Raw genomic sequence first — 16,647 nt, forward strand, 5'->3', positions numbered from 1 at the left:
AACGTCAACCAACGCGCCTTAATCCTGATAACCAGGTAGAGGGGGCGTGGCATTTTTCCCGCCTTACTCTTCATTTCGGAGTAAAGCATGACTGCAGTAACTCAAACAGAAACAACGCCTTCAGCGAACGTCTCGCTGTTCCGTATCGCCTTTGCGGTATTCCTGACCTATATGACCGTTGGCCTGCCGCTGCCGGTGATCCCGCTGTTTGTTCATCAGGAACTCGGCTATGGCAACACCATGGTCGGCATCGCCGTAGGCATCCAGTTTTTAGCGACGGTTCTAACCCGGGGATACGCCGGACGGCTGGCGGATCAGCACGGTGCTAAACGTTCAGCGCTGCAGGGGATGTTTGCCTGCGGACTGGCGGGCGGCGCATGGCTGCTGGCGGCTCTCCTGCCGGTAGACGCCGCGTATAAATTTGCCCTGCTGGTGCTGGGCCGCTTAATCCTGGGCTTTGGTGAAAGCCAGCTGCTGACCGGCACCCTGACCTGGGGAATGGGCCTGGTGGGCCCGGCACGTTCCGGCAAAGTGATGTCCTGGAACGGCATGGCCATCTATGGCGCGCTGGCCGCGGGCGCCCCGCTTGGGCTGCTCATCAATAGCCAGTTCGGATTTGCGGCGCTGGCAGCCACCACCATGGTGCTGCCGCTGCTGGCGTGGGCGTTTAACGGCTCGGTGCGTAAAGTGCCCGCGCACAAGGGCGAACGTCCTTCCCTGTGGAGCGTGGTCGGCCAAATCTGGCAGCCGGGTCTTGGCCTGGCGCTGCAGGGCGTGGGGTTTGCGGTGATTGGTACCTTCGTCTCGCTCTATTTTATGAGCCGTGGCTGGGCGATGGCCGGTTTTACGCTCACCGCTTTTGGTGGCGCGTTTGTGCTGATGCGCGTGCTCTTCGGCTGGATGCCGGATCGCTTTGGCGGCGTGAGGGTGGCGGTGGCGTCGCTGGTGATTGAGACCATCGGTCTGCTGCTGCTGTGGAATGCACCCGTAGCATCCGTTGCGCTGCTTGGAGCGGCGCTGACCGGCTGCGGCTGTTCACTGATTTTCCCGGCGCTCGGCGTTGAAGTGGTGAAGCGCGTGGCCCCGCAGGTGCGCGGTACGGCGCTGGGCGGCTATGCGGCGTTTCAGGATATCTCATACGGGGTCACCGGGCCGCTGGCCGGTCTGTTAGCCACCTCGTTTGGTTATCCGTCGGTCTTCCTGGCTGGTGCGGTTTCAGCGGTTGTTGGGATCGTGGTGACGCTGGTGGCGTTTCGTAGGTCGTAGTTTTATGCCCGGTGGCGCTGCGCTTACCGGGCCTACAACCGCGCGAACCGTAGGCCGGGTCAGGCGTAGCCGCCACCCGGCAGTTTTAAGCAACCAGCCAGAAAATCGCCAGCGCAATCAGTAACGCAATAAACAGCAATCCCGGACGCGCAGAGAGGTTTCTGAACGTCTCCACGACGGGCGCAAACAGCGGGTTGTAGATTGGCTGAATGTTTCTCACCTCCGGCACGCCGCCTTCACGCTCGGCGCGGCGAATGAAGATCTGATTGAGCACATCCTGCACCTGTGCGGTAGTCAGTACCGTTTGCGGTGTGGCCTGCCAGTTTTGCTGGACGTAATCCCGAATCATCTCGAACTCGCGCGGCTCAAGCGGCTGTTTCAGTGCGGCCTGAACGGTATGCAGGGTAGGCGCATTCTGGGTGCTGAGCGTCTGGCGCGCCTGGAGCCAGGTCACCAGATGGGTAAACTGTTTGGCCGGGATCAGCTCGCCTGCCTTCACGCCTGACAGTTCCAGCATGGATTGCCAGATAAGCTTCGTCGGTTCGCCGGTGGCCGCGGCCAGCTTTGTCACCATCTGCTTGAGCGTGTTGTGCTCGGCGGGCAGCAGCGAACGCTCGGTCGACGGACGCACCTGAGGCTGCGGAATAGACAGCTCATTGTTCTGCAACAGCGTCAGCACGGTTTTAAGCTGGTCTGGCGTCAACTGGCCCAGGGCGGTTTGACCATACTGCTGGCGAATAAAATCACTCACCGCCTGGCGGTTATTCCCCTGGCCAAGCAGCTCCGTCAGCTGCGCGACAATCTGGCGCGTAGTGTGGTTCTGCTGCGCGGTATTGATACGCTGGTTCAGGTTTTGCTCGGCAGCAGGGAAGTGGCGGGACTGTAGCGGCGCGTCGTTTCTCATGCCCAAATCATGCTTTACCCCAGCCCAGACTTCCGCGTTTTGCTGCGAAGTCAGCGCAATAAGGCGCGTGATCAGTCGCTCCAGCACGGTGCGCTGTTGCGTGGATAGCGGTTGTTCGCCGGCAACGTTTGGCGTAACAGGGCCTTCACCCGGAGGGCGCGGCGGCGTGCCTGAAATGGGCTGCATCGTCAAAAATCCTTAAAGTCAAAACTCAGCGTAAACCTGGCAGACGTATATGCCTGGCGGCCAGATTATGGCACACTTGGCAGGTTTTCTTCCTCTCAAACAGGTACTCAGACGTGAAAATCCTCGTTGATGAAAATATGCCTTATGCCCGCGAGCTGTTTAGCCGCCTGGGTAACGTTAAGGCTGTTCCTGGTCGCCCGATCCCGGTCAACGAACTGGATGACGCAGACGCGCTGATGGTGCGCTCGGTGACCAAAGTAAATGAGGCATTGCTCGCCGGTAAAGCGATTAAGTTCGTCGGGACCGCAACGGCAGGGACCGATCATGTGGATGATAAATGGCTTACGCAGGCCGGGATCGGTTTTTCCGCCGCGCCGGGCTGTAACGCCATTGCCGTCGTGGAATACGTTTTCTCCTCGCTGCTGATGTTGGCCGAGCGAGACGGTTTTGTGCTGAAAGACCGCACCGTGGGGATTGTTGGCGTGGGTAACGTGGGTGGACGCCTGCAAAAGCGCCTGGAAGCGCTAGGGATCCGCACGCTGCTGTGCGATCCGCCGCGCAAGGACAACGGTGATGACGGAGATTTTCGCTCGCTGGACGAGCTGGTTGAACAGTGTGACGTGCTGACTTTCCACACCCCGCTGTTTAAAGAGGGGCCGTATAAGTCACTGCATCTCGCTGACGACGCGCTGATCCGCCGCCTGAAGCCTGGCACTATTCTGATAAATGCCTGCCGTGGTCCGGTGGTGGATAACGCCGCGCTGCTGGCGTGTCTGAATGAAGGACAAGACCTCAGTGTGGTGCTGGACGTCTGGGAGCCGGAGCCGGATCTCAGTGTTGAGCTGCTTAATAAGGTGGACGTGGGCACCGCGCACATCGCCGGTTACACCCTTGAGGGGAAAGCCCGCGGCACGACGCAGGTCTTCGAAGCCTACAGCACCTTTATTGGCCATCCGCAGCAGGTGGCGCTGGATACCTTACTTCCCGCGCCTGAGTTTGGCCGCATTACCCTGCACGGCCCGCTCGATCAGGCAACGCTGAAAAGGCTGGTGCATTTGGTGTATGATGTGCGCCGCGATGATGCGTTGCTGCGTAAAGTGGCGGGGATCCCGGGTGAGTTTGATAAGCTGCGCAAGAACTACGTTGAGCGCCGCGAGTGGTCCTCCCTTTATGTAATATGCGACGACGCCCCGGCGGCGACGCTGCTGCATAAGTTAGGGTTTAACGCCGTTCATCACCCGGCGCATTAATGTCTTCTTAATGCTCCCTGTCGGATACTCCGACAGGGACGCTTTTTTATTTCTGGAGTAAACCACCATGTCTGAAGGCTGGAACATTGCCATTTTAGGTGCCACGGGTGCCGTGGGCGAAGCCCTGCTCGAAACCCTTGCTGAGCGTCAGTTCCCGGTGGGTGATATCTATGCGCTGGCGCGTACGGATAGCGCGGGTGAGCATCTGCGTTTTAACAGTAAATCCGTGATGGTCCAGGATGCGGCAGCGTTCGACTGGACCCAGGCGCAGCTGGCGTTTTTCGCCGCGGGCGCTGAAGCCACTGCTGCGTACATTGAAGAGGCGACCAACGCAGGCTGCCTGGTGATCGACCTGAGCGGCCTGTTCTCAATGGAGCCCGATGTGCCGCTGGTGGTGCCGGACGTGAACCCGTTTGTGCTGGCTGACTACCGCAACCGTAACGTCATTGCTGTACCGAACAGCCTGACCAGCCAACTGCTGACCGCCCTGAAACCGCTGATCGACGACGGCGGCCTGTCGCGCATTACCGTCACCAGCCTGCTGTCCGCGTCCGCGAACGGCAAAAAGGCCGTTGACGCGCTGGCCGGACAGAGCGCGAAGCTGCTGAACGGCATCCCGATTGACGAAGACGATTTCTTTGGTCGCCAACTGGCGTTCAACATGCTGCCATTGCTGCCGGATCGCGAGGGTTCCGTACGCGAAGAGCGCCGTATCGTCGATGAAGTTCGTAAAATTCTGCAGGATGACGGACTGATGATCTCCGCGAGCGTCGTACAGTCCCCGGTCTTCTACGGCCACGCGCAGATGGTTGGTTTTGAAGCGCTGCGTCCGCTGGCAGCAGAAGAGGCGCGCGACGCGTTCGGCCGCGGTGAAGACATCGTGCTTTCTGAAGAGAGCGAGTTCCCTACCCAGGTGGGCGATGCCTCAGGGAGCGCACATCTCTCTGTAGGCTGCGTGCGCAACGATTACGGTATGCCGGAGCAGGTTCAGTTCTGGTCTGTTGCCGATAACGTTCGCTTTGGCGGCGCGCTGATGGCGGTGAAGATCGCTGAAAAACTGGTGCAGGAGTATCTGTACTGATGTCAGCAGTGGAGCAAAAGCCAGTTCATAAAATTGCCCTCGGCATTGAGTACGACGGCAGTAAATATTATGGCTGGCAGCGTCAGAATGAGGTGCGCAGCGTCCAGGAAAAGCTGGAAAAAGCGCTCTCTCAGGTGGCAAACGAGCCGATTAACGTCCTGTGTGCAGGACGTACGGACGCGGGTGTTCACGGCACGGGGCAGGTGGTTCACTTTGAAACCACCGCCGAACGTAAGGATGCCGCCTGGACGCTGGGTGTAAATGCGAATTTGCCTGGTGACATTGCGGTGCGTTGGGTAAAAGCTGTACCGGATGATTTTCACGCGCGCTTCAGCGCCACGGCGCGTCGCTACCGTTATGTCATCTACAACCAGCGCCTGCGTCCGGCGGTATTAAGCCAGGGCGTGACGCATTTTTATGAACCGCTTGATGCTGAACGGATGCATCGTGCGGCGCAGTGCCTGATTGGTGAAAATGACTTTACCTCGTTTCGTGCGGTCCAGTGTCAGTCCCGTACGCCGTGGCGTAACGTCATGCACATAAACGTTAGCCGTTATGGCGCGTATGTGGTGGTGGATATCAAAGCCAATGCCTTTGTACATCATATGGTTCGGAATATTGTGGGCAGCCTGATGGAAGTGGGTGCCGGACACCAGCCGGAGAGCTGGATTGCAGACCTGCTGGCAGCGAAGGACAGAACGCTTGCGGCAGCCACGGCGAAAGCGGAAGGATTGTATCTGGTCTCGGTAGACTATCCGGATCGGTTTGACCTGCCAAAACCGCCAATGGGCCCGCTGTTTTTAGCGGACTAAACAAAGGTGCAATTAGGGCTTAGACAATATGGACGTAATTCGTTTTTTGATTGATTTCATCCTGCATATTGATGTTCACCTGGCGGAGCTGGTCGCGCAGTATGGCGTCTGGGTTTACGCCATTCTGTTCCTCATTCTGTTTTGTGAAACCGGTCTGGTCGTTACCCCGTTCCTGCCGGGAGATTCCCTGCTGTTCGTCGCCGGGGCGTTATCGGCGCTACCTACCAATGACCTGAACGTGCACCTTATGGTTGTGCTGATGGTGATTGCCGCCATTATTGGCGATGCGGTCAACTATACGATTGGACGCGTGTTCGGCGAGCGGCTTTTCAGTAATCCTGATTCGAAAATTTTCCGTCGCAGCTATTTAGATAAAACCCACGCGTTTTATGAGCGTCATGGCGGAAAAACCATTATCCTTGCGCGTTTTGTGCCTATTGTGCGTACATTTGCACCGTTTGTGGCGGGAATGGGGCATATGTCCTATCGTCATTTTGCGGCATACAACGTGGTTGGCGCGCTGCTGTGGGTATTGCTGTTTACCTATGCAGGCTACCTGTTCGGCGATCTCCCGGTGGTTCAGGAAAACCTTAAGTTACTGATTGTAGCGATTATTGTGCTTTCCGTGCTGCCAGGCGTTGTCGAAATTATTCGTCACAAGCGTGCGGCGGCAAAACAAGCGAAGTAAATGCACACTGGCGGTTCGACCACTTTTTTATCCAAAGTTTCGGGCTGTTATGTTTTAATGTGCAACATTCATGGTCTGTTGGAGGCAAAAATGGCATTATTCGCCTCTTATAGCAAAACTGGCATACGACCAGGTTCAGGCAGAAAGGTTATCAATGAGCTGGATTGAACGAATTAAAAGCAACATTACCCCAACGCGCAAAGCGAGCATTCCTGAAGGGGTATGGACGAAGTGTGATAGCTGCGGCCAGGTTCTGTATCGCGCAGAGCTGGAACGCAACCTTGAGGTGTGTCCGAAGTGTGACCACCATATGCGTATGTCGGCGCGCAACCGCCTGCATAGCCTGCTGGACGAAGGTTCTCTGGTAGAACTGGGCAGCGAGCTTGAGCCAAAAGACGTGCTGAAGTTCCGCGATTCCAAAAAATACAAAGATCGTCTGGCCTCTGCACAGAAAGAGACCGGCGAGAAAGACGCGCTGATCGTCATGAAAGGCACCCTGCACGAGATGCCGGTTGTTGCCGCTGCGTTTGAGTTCGCCTTTATGGGCGGCTCAATGGGATCCGTGGTCGGTGCGCGCTTCGTGCGTGCCGTTGAGCAGGCGCTGGAAGACAACTGCCCGCTGATCTGCTTCTCTGCCTCCGGCGGTGCGCGCATGCAGGAAGCGCTGATGTCTCTGATGCAGATGGCGAAAACCTCTGCTGCGCTGGCGAAAATGCAGGAGCGCGGTCTGCCGTATATCTCCGTGCTGACCGACCCAACCATGGGCGGCGTCTCTGCTAGCTTCGCGATGCTGGGCGATCTGAACATCGCTGAGCCAAAAGCGCTGATCGGCTTTGCGGGCCCTCGTGTTATCGAGCAGACCGTTCGTGAAAAACTGCCGCCTGGCTTCCAGCGCAGTGAGTTCCTCATTGAGAAAGGCGCCATCGACATGATCGTTCGCCGTCCGGAAATGCGCCTGAAGCTGGCGAGCATCCTGGCGAAGCTGATGAATCTGCCAGCGCCGAACCCGGATGAGCCGCGCGAAGGCGTGGTGGTACCGGATCAGGAACCCGAGGCCTGATAACTGAAAAGGGCAGGGCCGGTTGGCGCTGCCCTTTTGCTTTCTAATCTGTTAATGACAACCGGGCATTATGGAAAATAAAAGCATTCCCCAAGCCACGTCGCCCCTGGCCGCGTGGCTTTCTTATCTGGAAAACCTGCACAGTAAAACCATCGATATGGGGCTTGAACGCGTAAGCCAGGTCGCCGCGCGTCTTGATGTGCTCAAACCGGCACCTTTCGTGTTTACCGTCGCGGGCACCAACGGCAAAGGTACCACCTGCCGTACCCTGGAATCCGTGCTGATGGCTGCGGGTTACAGGGTAGGCGTGTACAGCTCTCCTCACCTGGTACGCTACACCGAACGGGTGCGCGTGCAGAACGGCGAACTGCCGGAATCGGCGCATACGGCGTCGTTCGCGGAAATTGAAGCCGCGCGCGGTGAAACCTCATTAACCTATTTCGAATACGGTACTCTGTCGGCGCTGTGGCTGTTCAAACAGGCGCAGCTTGACGTGGTAATTCTGGAAGTTGGGCTCGGTGGTCGTCTTGATGCGACCAATATGGTGGATGCGGACGTGGCGGTGGTCACCAGCATCGCGCTGGACCATACCGACTGGCTGGGTCCGGATCGTGAAAGCATTGGCCGCGAGAAGGCCGGTATTTTCCGGGCCAATAAGCCTGCCGTGGTCGGCGAGCCGGATATGCCACACACCATCGCTGAGGTGGCACACGAGAAGGGCGCGCGTCTGCTGCGCCGCGGCGTTGACTGGCAGTATGAAGTGCGTGATAACGCCTGGCGCTTTAGCGATGCACAGGGCGCGCTGGACAACCTGCCGCTGCCGCAGGTGCCACAGCCTAACGCGGCGACTGCCCTGGCGGCACTTCGTGCGAGCGGCCTTGCGATCAGCGAGCAGGCGATCCGCGACGGCATACAGAACGCGATTCTGCCCGGGCGCTTCCAGATTGTCAGCGAGTCACCGCGTTTGATACTGGACGTGGCGCACAACCCCCATGCGGCGGCGTATCTCGCGGAACGTCTCAAATCGTTACCAAAAACCGGGCGAGTGCTGGCGGTTATCGGTATGCTTCATGATAAAGATATCGGCGGGACGCTGGCCTGCATGGAGAGTGTGGTCGATAGCTGGTATTGTGCTCCTCTGGAGGGGCCGCGCGGCGCGACGGCTGAGCAGCTGATGGAACATCTCGGCAAAGGCGCAATCTACAGTAGCGTGGCGCAGGCCTGGCATGCCGCGATGGCGGATGCTAAACCAGAAGATACCGTGCTGGTGTGTGGTTCATTCCACACGGTGGCACATGTCATGGAAGTGATGGACGCGGGGAGAACCGGTGGCGAGTAAGTTTCAGAACCGTTTAACAGGAACCATTGTGCTGGTCGCGCTCGGGGTGATTATTCTCCCGGGTCTGCTCGACGGGCAGAAAAAGCATTATCAGGATGAGTTTGCCGCTATTCCGCTGGTCCCTAAACCGGGCGACCGCGATGAGCCGGATATGCTGCCGGCGGCGACGCAGGCGCTTCCTGCTCAGCCACCGGAAGGTGCGGCGGAAGAGGTGCGTGCGGGCGATGCTGCAGCGCCGTCGCTCGATCCGTCTCGCCTGGCGGCAGCGAGCAACAGCGACATCGATCCTGTGCCGGTAGAGCAGCCTAAGCCTGTTGAAAAACCGAAGGCGGTCGATAAACCGCAGCCGAAACCGCAGCGTGATAAAACGGCAGAACAGCTTGCCGCGGCGTCAGCGAAACCGGCTCAACAAGAGGCCGCTGCCCCAACGGGTAAAGCCTACGTAGTACAGCTGGGCGCGCTGAAAAATGCGGATAAAGTCAATGAGGTGGTGGGTAAACTGCGCAGTGCGGGATATCGTGTTTACACTTCACCAACCACGCCGGTGCAGGGTAAAATTACCCGTATTCTCGTAGGGCCAGAAGCGTCTAAGGACAAGCTGAAAGGTTCGCTCGGCGAGCTGAAGCAGATCTCCGGCCTGAGCGGCGTAGTGATGAGCTATAGCGCGAACTGATAAAATCTTGCCCCTCACCCTCACCCTAACCCTCTCCCCAGAGGGGCGAGGGGATAGTTTGCTCCCTCTCCCTTGAGGGAGAGGGCTGGGGTGAGGGGGAACGGCAGACGTCCAAAGAGACGTAATAAGCCACGGCGTTGAACATTTTTTCAGCGCCTTTTTTATTTACGCGGGGGAAGGAAATCCCTACGCAAACGTTTTCTTTTTCTGTTAGAATTCGCCCCGAACTGGATGACAGGGCGTTAAATCGTGGGACACATATGGTCTGGATTGATTACGCCATCATTGCGGTGATTGGTTTTTCCTGTCTGGTTAGCCTGATCCGTGGCTTTGTTCGTGAAGCGTTATCGCTGGTGACATGGGGTTGTGCTTTCTTTGTCGCCAGTCATTACTACACTTACCTGTCTGTCTGGTTCACGGGCTTTGAAGATGAACTGGTCCGAAATGGAATCGCCATCGCGGTGCTGTTTATCGCGACGCTGATTGTCGGCGCTATCGTGAATTACGTGATAGGTCAGCTGGTCGAGAAAACCGGTCTGTCAGGAACGGACAGGGTGCTCGGGATCTGTTTCGGGGCATTACGAGGCGTGCTGATTGTGGCCGCGATCCTGTTCTTCCTGGATACCTTCACCGGGTTCTCCAAAAGCGAAGACTGGCAAAAATCGCAGCTCATTCCAGAGTTCAGCTTCATCATCAGATGGTTCTTTGACTATCTGCAAAGCTCGTCGAGTTTTTTGCCCAGGGCATAAACCCTGAGATGTGGCTTAACGAGGAAAAGACGAATGTGCGGTATTGTCGGTATCGCCGGTTTCATGCCGGTAAACCAGTCGATTTATGACGCGTTATCGGTGCTTCAGCACCGTGGGCAGGATGCTGCGGGTATCATCACCATTGATGCAAACAACTGCTTCCGTTTACGCAAGGCGAATGGCCTGGTAAACGATGTGTTTGAAGCCCGCCATATGCAGCGTCTGCAAGGTAATATGGGTATCGGTCACGTTCGTTATCCTACTGCTGGCAGTTCCAGCGCTTCTGAGGCACAGCCTTTCTACGTCAACTCACCGTACGGCATCACGCTTGCTCATAACGGCAACCTGACCAACGCGCACGAGCTGCGTAAAAAGCTGTTCGAAGAGAAACGTCGCCACATTAACACCACCTCTGATTCTGAAATCCTGCTTAACGTGTTTGCCAGCGAGCTGGATAACTTCCGTCACTACCCGCTGGAAGCCGACAACGTCTTTGCTGCTGTCGCAGCGACAAACCGCCAGATCCGCGGAGCGTATGCCTGCGTCGCGATGATCATCGGTCATGGCATGGTCGCCTTCCGCGATCCAAACGGCATTCGTCCGCTGGTGCTCGGCAAGCGCGACCTCGGCGATGGTCGTACCGAATATATGGTTGCCTCTGAAAGCGTGGCGCTGGATACCCTGGGCTTTGAGTTCCTGCGTGACGTTGCGCCGGGCGAAGCGGTTTACATCACCGAGAAGGGCCAGCTGTTTACCCGCCAGTGTGCCGATAACCCGGTCAGCAACCCGTGCCTGTTTGAATACGTTTACTTTGCCCGCCCGGACTCCTTCATCGACAAGATTTCCGTCTACAGCGCGCGCGTGAATATGGGCACCAAGCTGGGCGAGAAGATTGCCCGCGAGTGGGACGATCTCGACATCGACGTCGTCATTCCTATCCCGGAAACCTCCTGCGATATCGCGCTGGAAATCGCCCGCATTCTGGATAAGCCATACCGTCAGGGCTTCGTGAAGAACCGCTACGTTGGCCGTACCTTTATCATGCCGGGCCAGCAGCTGCGTCGTAAGTCCGTGCGTCGCAAACTGAACGCCAACCGCGCCGAGTTCCGCGACAAGAACGTTCTGCTGGTGGATGATTCCATCGTTCGCGGCACCACCTCTGAGCAAATCATCGAGATGGCGCGCGAAGCGGGTGCGAAGAAAGTCTACCTGGCCTCTGCGGCCCCGGAGATTCGCTTCCCGAACGTGTACGGTATTGATATGCCAACCGCCAACGAGCTGATCGCACACGGCCGTGAAGTGGACGAAATTCGCCAGATCATTGGTGCCGACGGCCTGATTTTCCAGGATCTGAACGATCTCATCGACGCGGTGCGCGCCGAGAACCCGGATATTCAGCAGTTTGAATGCTCCGTGTTTAACGGTATTTACGTGACCAAAGACGTTGACCAGCAGTATCTCGACTATCTGGATTCGCTGCGCAACGACGATGCAAAAGCCGTTCAGCTGCAAAACGATCTCGAAAGTTTAGAGATGCACAACGAAGGTTGATGCTCCGGCAGGTGAGGGCGTATGCCCTCACTTGCAACTCCCCGCAAAATCCTGCACAGTCTGCCCTGAATCAGTAAGGGCAAAAATCATGAAACGACTCATTGTTGGGCTCAGCGGCGCCAGTGGCGCGATTTACGGCGTACGTCTGTTACAGGTTTTGCGTAACGTGGCTGAAGTCGAAACCCATCTGGTGATGAGCCAGGCGGCGCGGCAGACCCTCTCGCTGGAAACCGATCTCTCCCTGCGCGATGTTCAGGCCCTGGCGGATGTCGTTCACGATGCCCGTGATATCGCTGCTAGCATCTCCTCAGGCTCGTTTAAAACAGCCGGTATGGTTATCCTGCCCTGTTCCATTAAAACGCTCTCCGGCATTGTGAACAGCTATACCGATACCCTGGTAACCCGCGCGGCGGATGTGGTGCTGAAGGAGCGTCGTCCTCTGGTGCTCTGCGTGCGGGAAACGCCGCTGCATCTGGGGCACCTGCGCTTAATGACTCAGGCCGCCGAGCTCGGCGCGGTCATCATGCCGCCGGTACCGGCGTTCTATCATCGCCCAACTTCGCTGGATGACGTGATTAATCAGACCGTTAACCGCGTGCTGGATCAGTTCGACATCGACCTGCCGGAAGATCTCTTCACCCGCTGGCAGGGGGCCTGATTCTGTGCACAAACAGAGTGCATGAAAAGAGACGTTGCCCTGTTTCAGGGCAATTATGCAACGGCGATCATATCCTCGACATTTAATTCGTTTTTTCCCTTTTTCTCTCTCCGGTTCGTTCGGCAGACCTGCTATCTTTCACCATTAAGGCAATATCGCAACGTTTTATTAACATATTTAACGTCGAAGTTTCGACCAGACGGCAATGTGGCATAAGACCTGCAAGATGAAGCCTGCAACACAACACACAACACAATACATAATAAAATCACGGTACTTGAGGGTAAATGTATGAAGAAGACGGTTCTGGCTCTGTCTTTGCTCGTGGGGTTAAGTGCGGCAGCAGGTAGCTACGCAGCGCTTCCACAGACGGTTCGTATCGGTACAGACGCAACCTACGCGCCATTCTCTTCCAAGGATGCGAAAGGCGATTTCGTGGGGTTTGATATCGATCTGGGTAATGAAATGTGCAAACGCATTGCGGTGAAATGCACATGGGTGGGCAGCGACTTCGACGCGTTAATCCCGTCGCTGAAAGCCAAGAAAATCGACGCCATTATCTCTTCTCTCTCCATCACCGAAAAACGTCAGCAGGAGATTGCCTTCTCTGACAAGCTCTACGCCGCGGATTCTCGCCTGATTGCCCCTAAAGGTTCCCCGATTAAGCCAACCATCGACTCGCTGAAAGGCAAGCACGTTGGCGTGCTGCAGGGATCGACCCAGGAAGGTTATGCCAATGCAAACTGGCGTGAGAAGGGCGTAGACGTGGTGGCTTACCAGAACCAGGATCTGATTTACTCTGACCTGGCGGCGGGCCGTCTGGATGCGGCATTCCAGGATGAAGTCGCCGCGAGCGAAGGCTTCCTGAAGCAGCCGGCGGGTAAAGACTACGCGTTTGCAGGCCCGTCCGTGAAAGACAAAAAGTACTTTGGCGACGGCACCGGTATTGGCCTGCGTAAGGATGATACCGAGCTGAAGGCCGCCTTCGACAAAGCCTTTGCAGAGCTGCGTAAGGACGGTACTTACGACAAACTGGCGAAGAAATACTTCGACTTCAACGTATACGGTGACTAAGTCCAGGCGACAACGCACCGAAAAGGTGCGTTGTGGGAGCGGTTGACCCAATGCGGTGCGTTTATTGCACCGTATTGGATCGCTGTGTGCATACTTACGCATTTTTAATGCAAAAATTCCCGACTTAAGGGCATTAGTCTTTGCCTGAAAGAGGGGATTGATGGCACATTAGCACCACCCCGTCGTCGTAAAAATCCCGTATGAAGACAGTTTGTTGAGGACAAATATGAAAAAACTCGTGTTGTCATTATCTCTGGTACTGGCCTTTTCCAGCGCCACCGCGGCATTCGCAGCCATTCCACAGAAAATCCGGATTGGTACCGACCCAACCTATGCGCCGTTCGAATCGAAGAATTCAAAGGGTGAACTGGTCGGTTTTGACATCGATCTGGCCAATGAGCTGTGCAAACGCATCAAAGCACAGTGTACCTACGTTGAGAACCCGCTGGATGCGCTAATCCCATCCCTGAAAGCGAAAAAAATCGACGTGATCATGTCCTCACTCTCCATCACCGAAAAACGCCAGCAGGAGATTGCCTTCACGGACAAACTCTATGCGGCCGATTCGCGTCTGGTGGTGGCGAAGGCTTCTGACATTCAGCCAACGCTGGAGTCGCTGAAAGGCAAACGCGTCGGCGTGCTGCAGGGCACCACGCAGGAAACCTACGGCAACGAACACTGGGCACCGAAGGGGATTGAGATTGTCTCCTATCAGGGCCAGGAAAATATTTACGCTGACCTGACGGCAGGCCGTATTGACGCGGCATTCCAGGATGAAGTCGCGGCGAGCGAAGGCTTCCTGAAAACGCCGGTGGGTAAAGATTACAAGTTTGGCGGTCCGTCCATTAAGGACGTGAAGCTGTTTGGTGTGGGCACCGGTATGGGCCTGCGTAAAGAAGACAACGAGCTGCGTGAGGCGCTGAACAAAGCGTTTGCTGAAATGCGCGCGGACGGCACCTACGACAAGCTGGCGAAAAAGTACTTCGATTTTAACGTTTACGGCGGCTAATCGCCCCGTCAAATAACGTGCGGCCCCTCCCGCTGCGGGAGGGGAAAAGACACGGTTCCACCACTCACGATACGACAGGGCTCGCGGTATGCTGTACGGATTTTCTGGCGTTATTTTACAGGGCGCGCTTGTCACCCTTGAGCTGGCTATCAGCTCCGTGGTGCTGGCGGTGCTGATTGGTCTGGCAGGCGCAGGGGCGAAGCTTTCAGCTAACAAACCGCTGGCGCTGATCTTTGAAGGCTACACCACGCTCATTCGCGGCGTTCCCGATCTGGTGCTGATGCTGCTTATCTTTTACGGTCTGCAGATTGCGCTTAACAGCGTGACGGATGCGATGGGCATGGGACAAATTGATATCGACCCAATGGTGGCCGGTATTATTACCCTCGGTTTTATCTACGGTGCCTACTTCACCGAGACCTTCCGCGGTGCTTACATGGCCGTGCCGAAAGGCCACATTGAGGCGGCGACCGCATTTGGTTTTACCTCTTCACAAACGTTTCGTCGGATTATGTTCCCGGCCATGATGCGCTATGCGCTGCCGGGCATCGGCAACAACTGGCAGGTTATCCTCAAAGCCACAGCGCTGGTCTCGCTGCTCGGCCTGGAAGATGTGGTGAAAGCCACTCAGCTGGCAGGCAAAAGCACCTGGGAGCCGTTCTACTTTGCGGTGGTTTGTGGCGTTATCTACCTGGTCTTTACGACCGCCTCCAATGGTGTGCTGCTTCTGCTCGAGCGTCGCTACTCCGTGGGTGTGAAGAGGGCTGACCTGTGATTGAGATTATTCAGGAATACTGGAAATCGCTGCTGTGGACAGATGGCTATCGCTTTACCGGCGTGGCGATCACGCTCTGGCTGCTGATCTCCTCCGTGGTGATGGGCGGCATTCTGGCGGTGTTTCTTGCCATTGGCCGCGTGTCGAACAATAAATTTATTCAGTTCCCTATCTGGCTGTTTACCTACGTCTTTCGCGGTACGCCGCTGTACGTGCAGCTGCTGGTGTTCTATTCGGGAATGTACACGCTGGAGATCGTAAAAGGCACCGAGATGCTGAACGCGTTCTTCCGCAGCGGCCTGAACTGTACGGTGCTGGCGTTGACGCTCAATACCTGCGCCTATACCACCGAGATTTTTGCGGGGGCAATTCGTTCTGTGCCTTACGGCGAGATTGAAGCGGCGCGCGCGTACGGCTTTTCATCAGTGAAGCTTTACCGCTGCATCATTCTGCCCTCAGCGCTGCGTATCGCGTTACCGGCGTACAGCAACGAAGTGATTTTGATGCTGCACTCCACCGCGCTGGCCTTCACCGCGACGGTGCCGGACCTGCTCAAAATTGCGCGCGATATCAACTCCGCGACCTATCAGCCGTTTACCGCGTTTGGCATTGCGGCAGTACTCTATTTAATTATCTCGTATGTTTTGATTAGCCTGTTCCGTAAGGCTGAAAAACGCTGGTTGCAGCATATAAAACCTTCTTCGACGCACTGAGAAAGATGATGGCTGAGAACAAATTAAACGTTATTGATTTGCACAAACGCTACGGCGAACATGAAGTGCTGAAAGGGGTGTCGCTGCAGGCGAATGCGGGCGACGTGATCAGTATCATCGGCTCATCCGGCTCGGGGAAAAGTACCTTCCTGCGCTGCATTAACTTCCTTGAAAAGCCGAGCGAAGGCTCGATTGTGGTGAGCGGGCAGAATATCACGCTGGTGCGTGATAAAGACGGCCAGCTGAAGGTGGCAGATAAGCATCAGCTGCGCCTGCTGCGTACGCGTCTGACGATGGTGTTCCAGCACTTCAATCTCTGGAGCCATATGACGGTGCTGGAGAACGTGATGGAAGCGCCGGTTCAGGTGCTGGGCCTGAGCAAGCAGGAAGCCCGCGAGCGCGCGGTGAAATACCTGGCAAAAGTGGGTATCGACGAGCGTCAGCAGATGAAATACCCGGTGCATCTCTCCGGCGGTCAGCAGCAGCGTGTCTCCATCGCCCGCGCGCTGGCGATGGAACCCGAGGTGCTGCTGTTCGACGAGCCGACTTCAGCCCTGGACCCGGAACTCGTCGGCGAAGTGCTGCGCATCATGCAGAAGCTGGCCGAAGAGGGCAAAACGATGGTGGTGGTGACGCACGAGATGGGCTTCGCCCGTAACGTCTCGAACCACGTTATCTTCCTGCATCAGGGTAAAATTGAAGAGCAGGGGCATCCGGACGAGGTGCTGGCGAACCCGCAAAGCCCGCGCTTGCAGCAGTTCCTGAAGGGGTCGTTGAAGTAGGTTTGGCTTTTCTCCCTCTCCCTGTGGGAGACCGCAGTACCGCCAAATCGCCCGGTGGCGCTTCGCTTACCGGGCCT

At 56.6% G+C, this 16,647-nt stretch carries 17 protein-coding genes; 16 read left to right on the top strand and 1 reads right to left on the bottom strand.

The features are described 5' to 3' along the window. Positions 1-87: 87 nt before the first annotated feature. On the top strand, positions 88-1,266 hold the full coding sequence (locus AC3WOK_RS08130) for an MFS transporter (protein ID WP_264438524.1): 1,179 nt from the start codon (positions 88-90) through the stop codon (positions 1,264-1,266). Positions 1,267-1,351: 85 nt separating this feature from the next. Here AC3WOK_RS08130 and flk read toward each other — a convergent pair whose 3' ends face one another. Further along, positions 1,352-2,356, bottom strand: coding sequence for a flagella biosynthesis regulator Flk (gene flk, locus AC3WOK_RS08135; protein ID WP_492354310.1), 1,005 nt, complete (start codon positions 2,354-2,356; stop codon positions 1,352-1,354). Between the two features lie 113 nt (positions 2,357-2,469). On the opposite strand from flk, the gene pdxB reads away from it, so the two are divergent. The 15 genes from pdxB (at position 2,470) to hisP (ending at position 16,570) form a co-directional block, all read left to right on the top strand. Continuing rightward, positions 2,470-3,606, top strand: coding sequence for a 4-phosphoerythronate dehydrogenase PdxB (gene pdxB / locus AC3WOK_RS08140; RefSeq protein ID WP_492354311.1), 1,137 nt, complete (start codon positions 2,470-2,472; stop codon positions 3,604-3,606). 67 nt (positions 3,607-3,673) lie between these two features. After that, entirely contained in the window at positions 3,674-4,687 is a 1,014-nt protein-coding gene (locus AC3WOK_RS08145) for an aspartate-semialdehyde dehydrogenase (RefSeq protein WP_063957835.1), read from the top strand. Further along, positions 4,687-5,499 carry a tRNA pseudouridine(38-40) synthase TruA gene (gene truA / locus AC3WOK_RS08150; protein ID WP_063431685.1) on the top strand — a complete coding sequence of 271 codons (813 nt, stop codon included), beginning with the start codon at positions 4,687-4,689 and terminating at the stop codon, positions 5,497-5,499. The genes AC3WOK_RS08145 and truA overlap by 1 nt, the downstream gene beginning before the upstream one ends. A 28-nt stretch (positions 5,500-5,527) precedes the next feature. Further along, positions 5,528-6,187, top strand: coding sequence for a DedA family protein (locus AC3WOK_RS08155; RefSeq protein ID WP_059312859.1), 660 nt, complete (start codon positions 5,528-5,530; stop codon positions 6,185-6,187). Between the two features lie 154 nt (positions 6,188-6,341). Beyond that, on the top strand, positions 6,342-7,247 hold the full coding sequence (accD, locus tag AC3WOK_RS08160; RefSeq protein ID WP_023336427.1) for an acetyl-CoA carboxylase, carboxyltransferase subunit beta: 906 nt from the start codon (positions 6,342-6,344) through the stop codon (positions 7,245-7,247). Positions 7,248-7,317: 70 nt separating this feature from the next. Further along, positions 7,318-8,586, top strand: coding sequence for a bifunctional tetrahydrofolate synthase/dihydrofolate synthase (gene folC, locus AC3WOK_RS08165; RefSeq protein ID WP_492354312.1), 1,269 nt, complete (start codon positions 7,318-7,320; stop codon positions 8,584-8,586). Further along, positions 8,576-9,259, top strand: coding sequence for a cell division protein DedD (dedD, locus tag AC3WOK_RS08170; RefSeq protein ID WP_492354313.1), 684 nt, complete (start codon positions 8,576-8,578; stop codon positions 9,257-9,259). Before folC ends, dedD begins: the two co-directional genes overlap by 11 nt. 260 nt (positions 9,260-9,519) lie before the next feature. After that, positions 9,520-10,008 carry a colicin V production protein gene (gene cvpA, locus AC3WOK_RS08175; protein WP_000262116.1) on the top strand — a complete coding sequence of 163 codons (489 nt, stop codon included), beginning with the start codon at positions 9,520-9,522 and terminating at the stop codon, positions 10,006-10,008. Between the two features lie 33 nt (positions 10,009-10,041). Further along, positions 10,042-11,559 carry an amidophosphoribosyltransferase gene (gene purF, locus AC3WOK_RS08180; protein ID WP_047346639.1) on the top strand — a complete coding sequence of 506 codons (1,518 nt, stop codon included), beginning with the start codon at positions 10,042-10,044 and terminating at the stop codon, positions 11,557-11,559. A gap of 88 nt (positions 11,560-11,647) precedes the next feature. After that, positions 11,648-12,217: a UbiX family flavin prenyltransferase gene (locus AC3WOK_RS08185; protein ID WP_047346638.1), complete on the top strand. Its 570-nt coding sequence runs from the start codon at positions 11,648-11,650 to the stop codon at positions 12,215-12,217. 291 nt (positions 12,218-12,508) lie between these two features. Then, a complete protein-coding gene (argT, locus tag AC3WOK_RS08190) occupies positions 12,509-13,291 on the top strand; it encodes a lysine/arginine/ornithine ABC transporter substrate-binding protein ArgT (RefSeq protein ID WP_063429138.1) in 783 nt (260 codons plus the stop codon). Positions 13,292-13,517: 226 nt separating this feature from the next. Beyond that, positions 13,518-14,300 carry a histidine ABC transporter substrate-binding protein HisJ gene (hisJ, locus tag AC3WOK_RS08195; RefSeq protein ID WP_023336423.1) on the top strand — a complete coding sequence of 261 codons (783 nt, stop codon included), beginning with the start codon at positions 13,518-13,520 and terminating at the stop codon, positions 14,298-14,300. Between the two features lie 88 nt (positions 14,301-14,388). After that, a complete protein-coding gene (locus tag AC3WOK_RS08200; RefSeq protein ID WP_023336422.1) occupies positions 14,389-15,075 on the top strand; it encodes a histidine ABC transporter permease HisQ in 687 nt (228 codons plus the stop codon). Continuing rightward, the gene (locus AC3WOK_RS08205) at positions 15,072-15,788 is read left to right on the top strand and encodes an ABC transporter permease (RefSeq protein ID WP_008502590.1); all 717 of its coding nucleotides are present in this window, start codon (positions 15,072-15,074) and stop codon (positions 15,786-15,788) included. The genes AC3WOK_RS08200 and AC3WOK_RS08205 overlap by 4 nt, the downstream gene beginning before the upstream one ends. An 8-nt stretch (positions 15,789-15,796) precedes the next feature. Continuing rightward, positions 15,797-16,570: a histidine ABC transporter ATP-binding protein HisP gene (gene hisP, locus AC3WOK_RS08210; RefSeq protein ID WP_059312855.1), complete on the top strand. Its 774-nt coding sequence runs from the start codon at positions 15,797-15,799 to the stop codon at positions 16,568-16,570. Positions 16,571-16,647 lie beyond the last annotated feature (77 nt).

Source organism: Enterobacter sp. FW301-JW81, from assembly GCF_058788735.1.

Bases quoted from the DNA above. Each gene is read 5' to 3' on its own strand.
- AC3WOK_RS08130 (WP_264438524.1), top strand. From the start codon at position 88: ATGACTGCAGTAACTCAAACAGAAACAACGCCTTCAGCGAACGTCTCG.
- flk (WP_492354310.1), bottom strand. From the start codon at position 2,356: ATGCAGCCCATTTCAGGCACGCCGCCGCGCCCTCCGGGTGAAGGCCCT.
- AC3WOK_RS08145 (WP_063957835.1), top strand. From the start codon at position 3,674: ATGTCTGAAGGCTGGAACATTGCCATTTTAGGTGCCACGGGTGCCGTG.
- truA (WP_063431685.1), top strand. From the start codon at position 4,687: ATGTCAGCAGTGGAGCAAAAGCCAGTTCATAAAATTGCCCTCGGCATT.
- AC3WOK_RS08155 (WP_059312859.1), top strand. From the start codon at position 5,528: ATGGACGTAATTCGTTTTTTGATTGATTTCATCCTGCATATTGATGTT.
- accD (WP_023336427.1), top strand. From the start codon at position 6,342: ATGAGCTGGATTGAACGAATTAAAAGCAACATTACCCCAACGCGCAAA.
- folC (WP_492354312.1), top strand. From the start codon at position 7,318: ATGGAAAATAAAAGCATTCCCCAAGCCACGTCGCCCCTGGCCGCGTGG.
- cvpA (WP_000262116.1), top strand. From the start codon at position 9,520: ATGGTCTGGATTGATTACGCCATCATTGCGGTGATTGGTTTTTCCTGT.
- purF (WP_047346639.1), top strand. From the start codon at position 10,042: ATGTGCGGTATTGTCGGTATCGCCGGTTTCATGCCGGTAAACCAGTCG.
- AC3WOK_RS08185 (WP_047346638.1), top strand. From the start codon at position 11,648: ATGAAACGACTCATTGTTGGGCTCAGCGGCGCCAGTGGCGCGATTTAC.
- argT (WP_063429138.1), top strand. From the start codon at position 12,509: ATGAAGAAGACGGTTCTGGCTCTGTCTTTGCTCGTGGGGTTAAGTGCG.
- hisJ (WP_023336423.1), top strand. From the start codon at position 13,518: ATGAAAAAACTCGTGTTGTCATTATCTCTGGTACTGGCCTTTTCCAGC.
- AC3WOK_RS08200 (WP_023336422.1), top strand. From the start codon at position 14,389: ATGCTGTACGGATTTTCTGGCGTTATTTTACAGGGCGCGCTTGTCACC.
- hisP (WP_059312855.1), top strand. From the start codon at position 15,797: ATGGCTGAGAACAAATTAAACGTTATTGATTTGCACAAACGCTACGGC.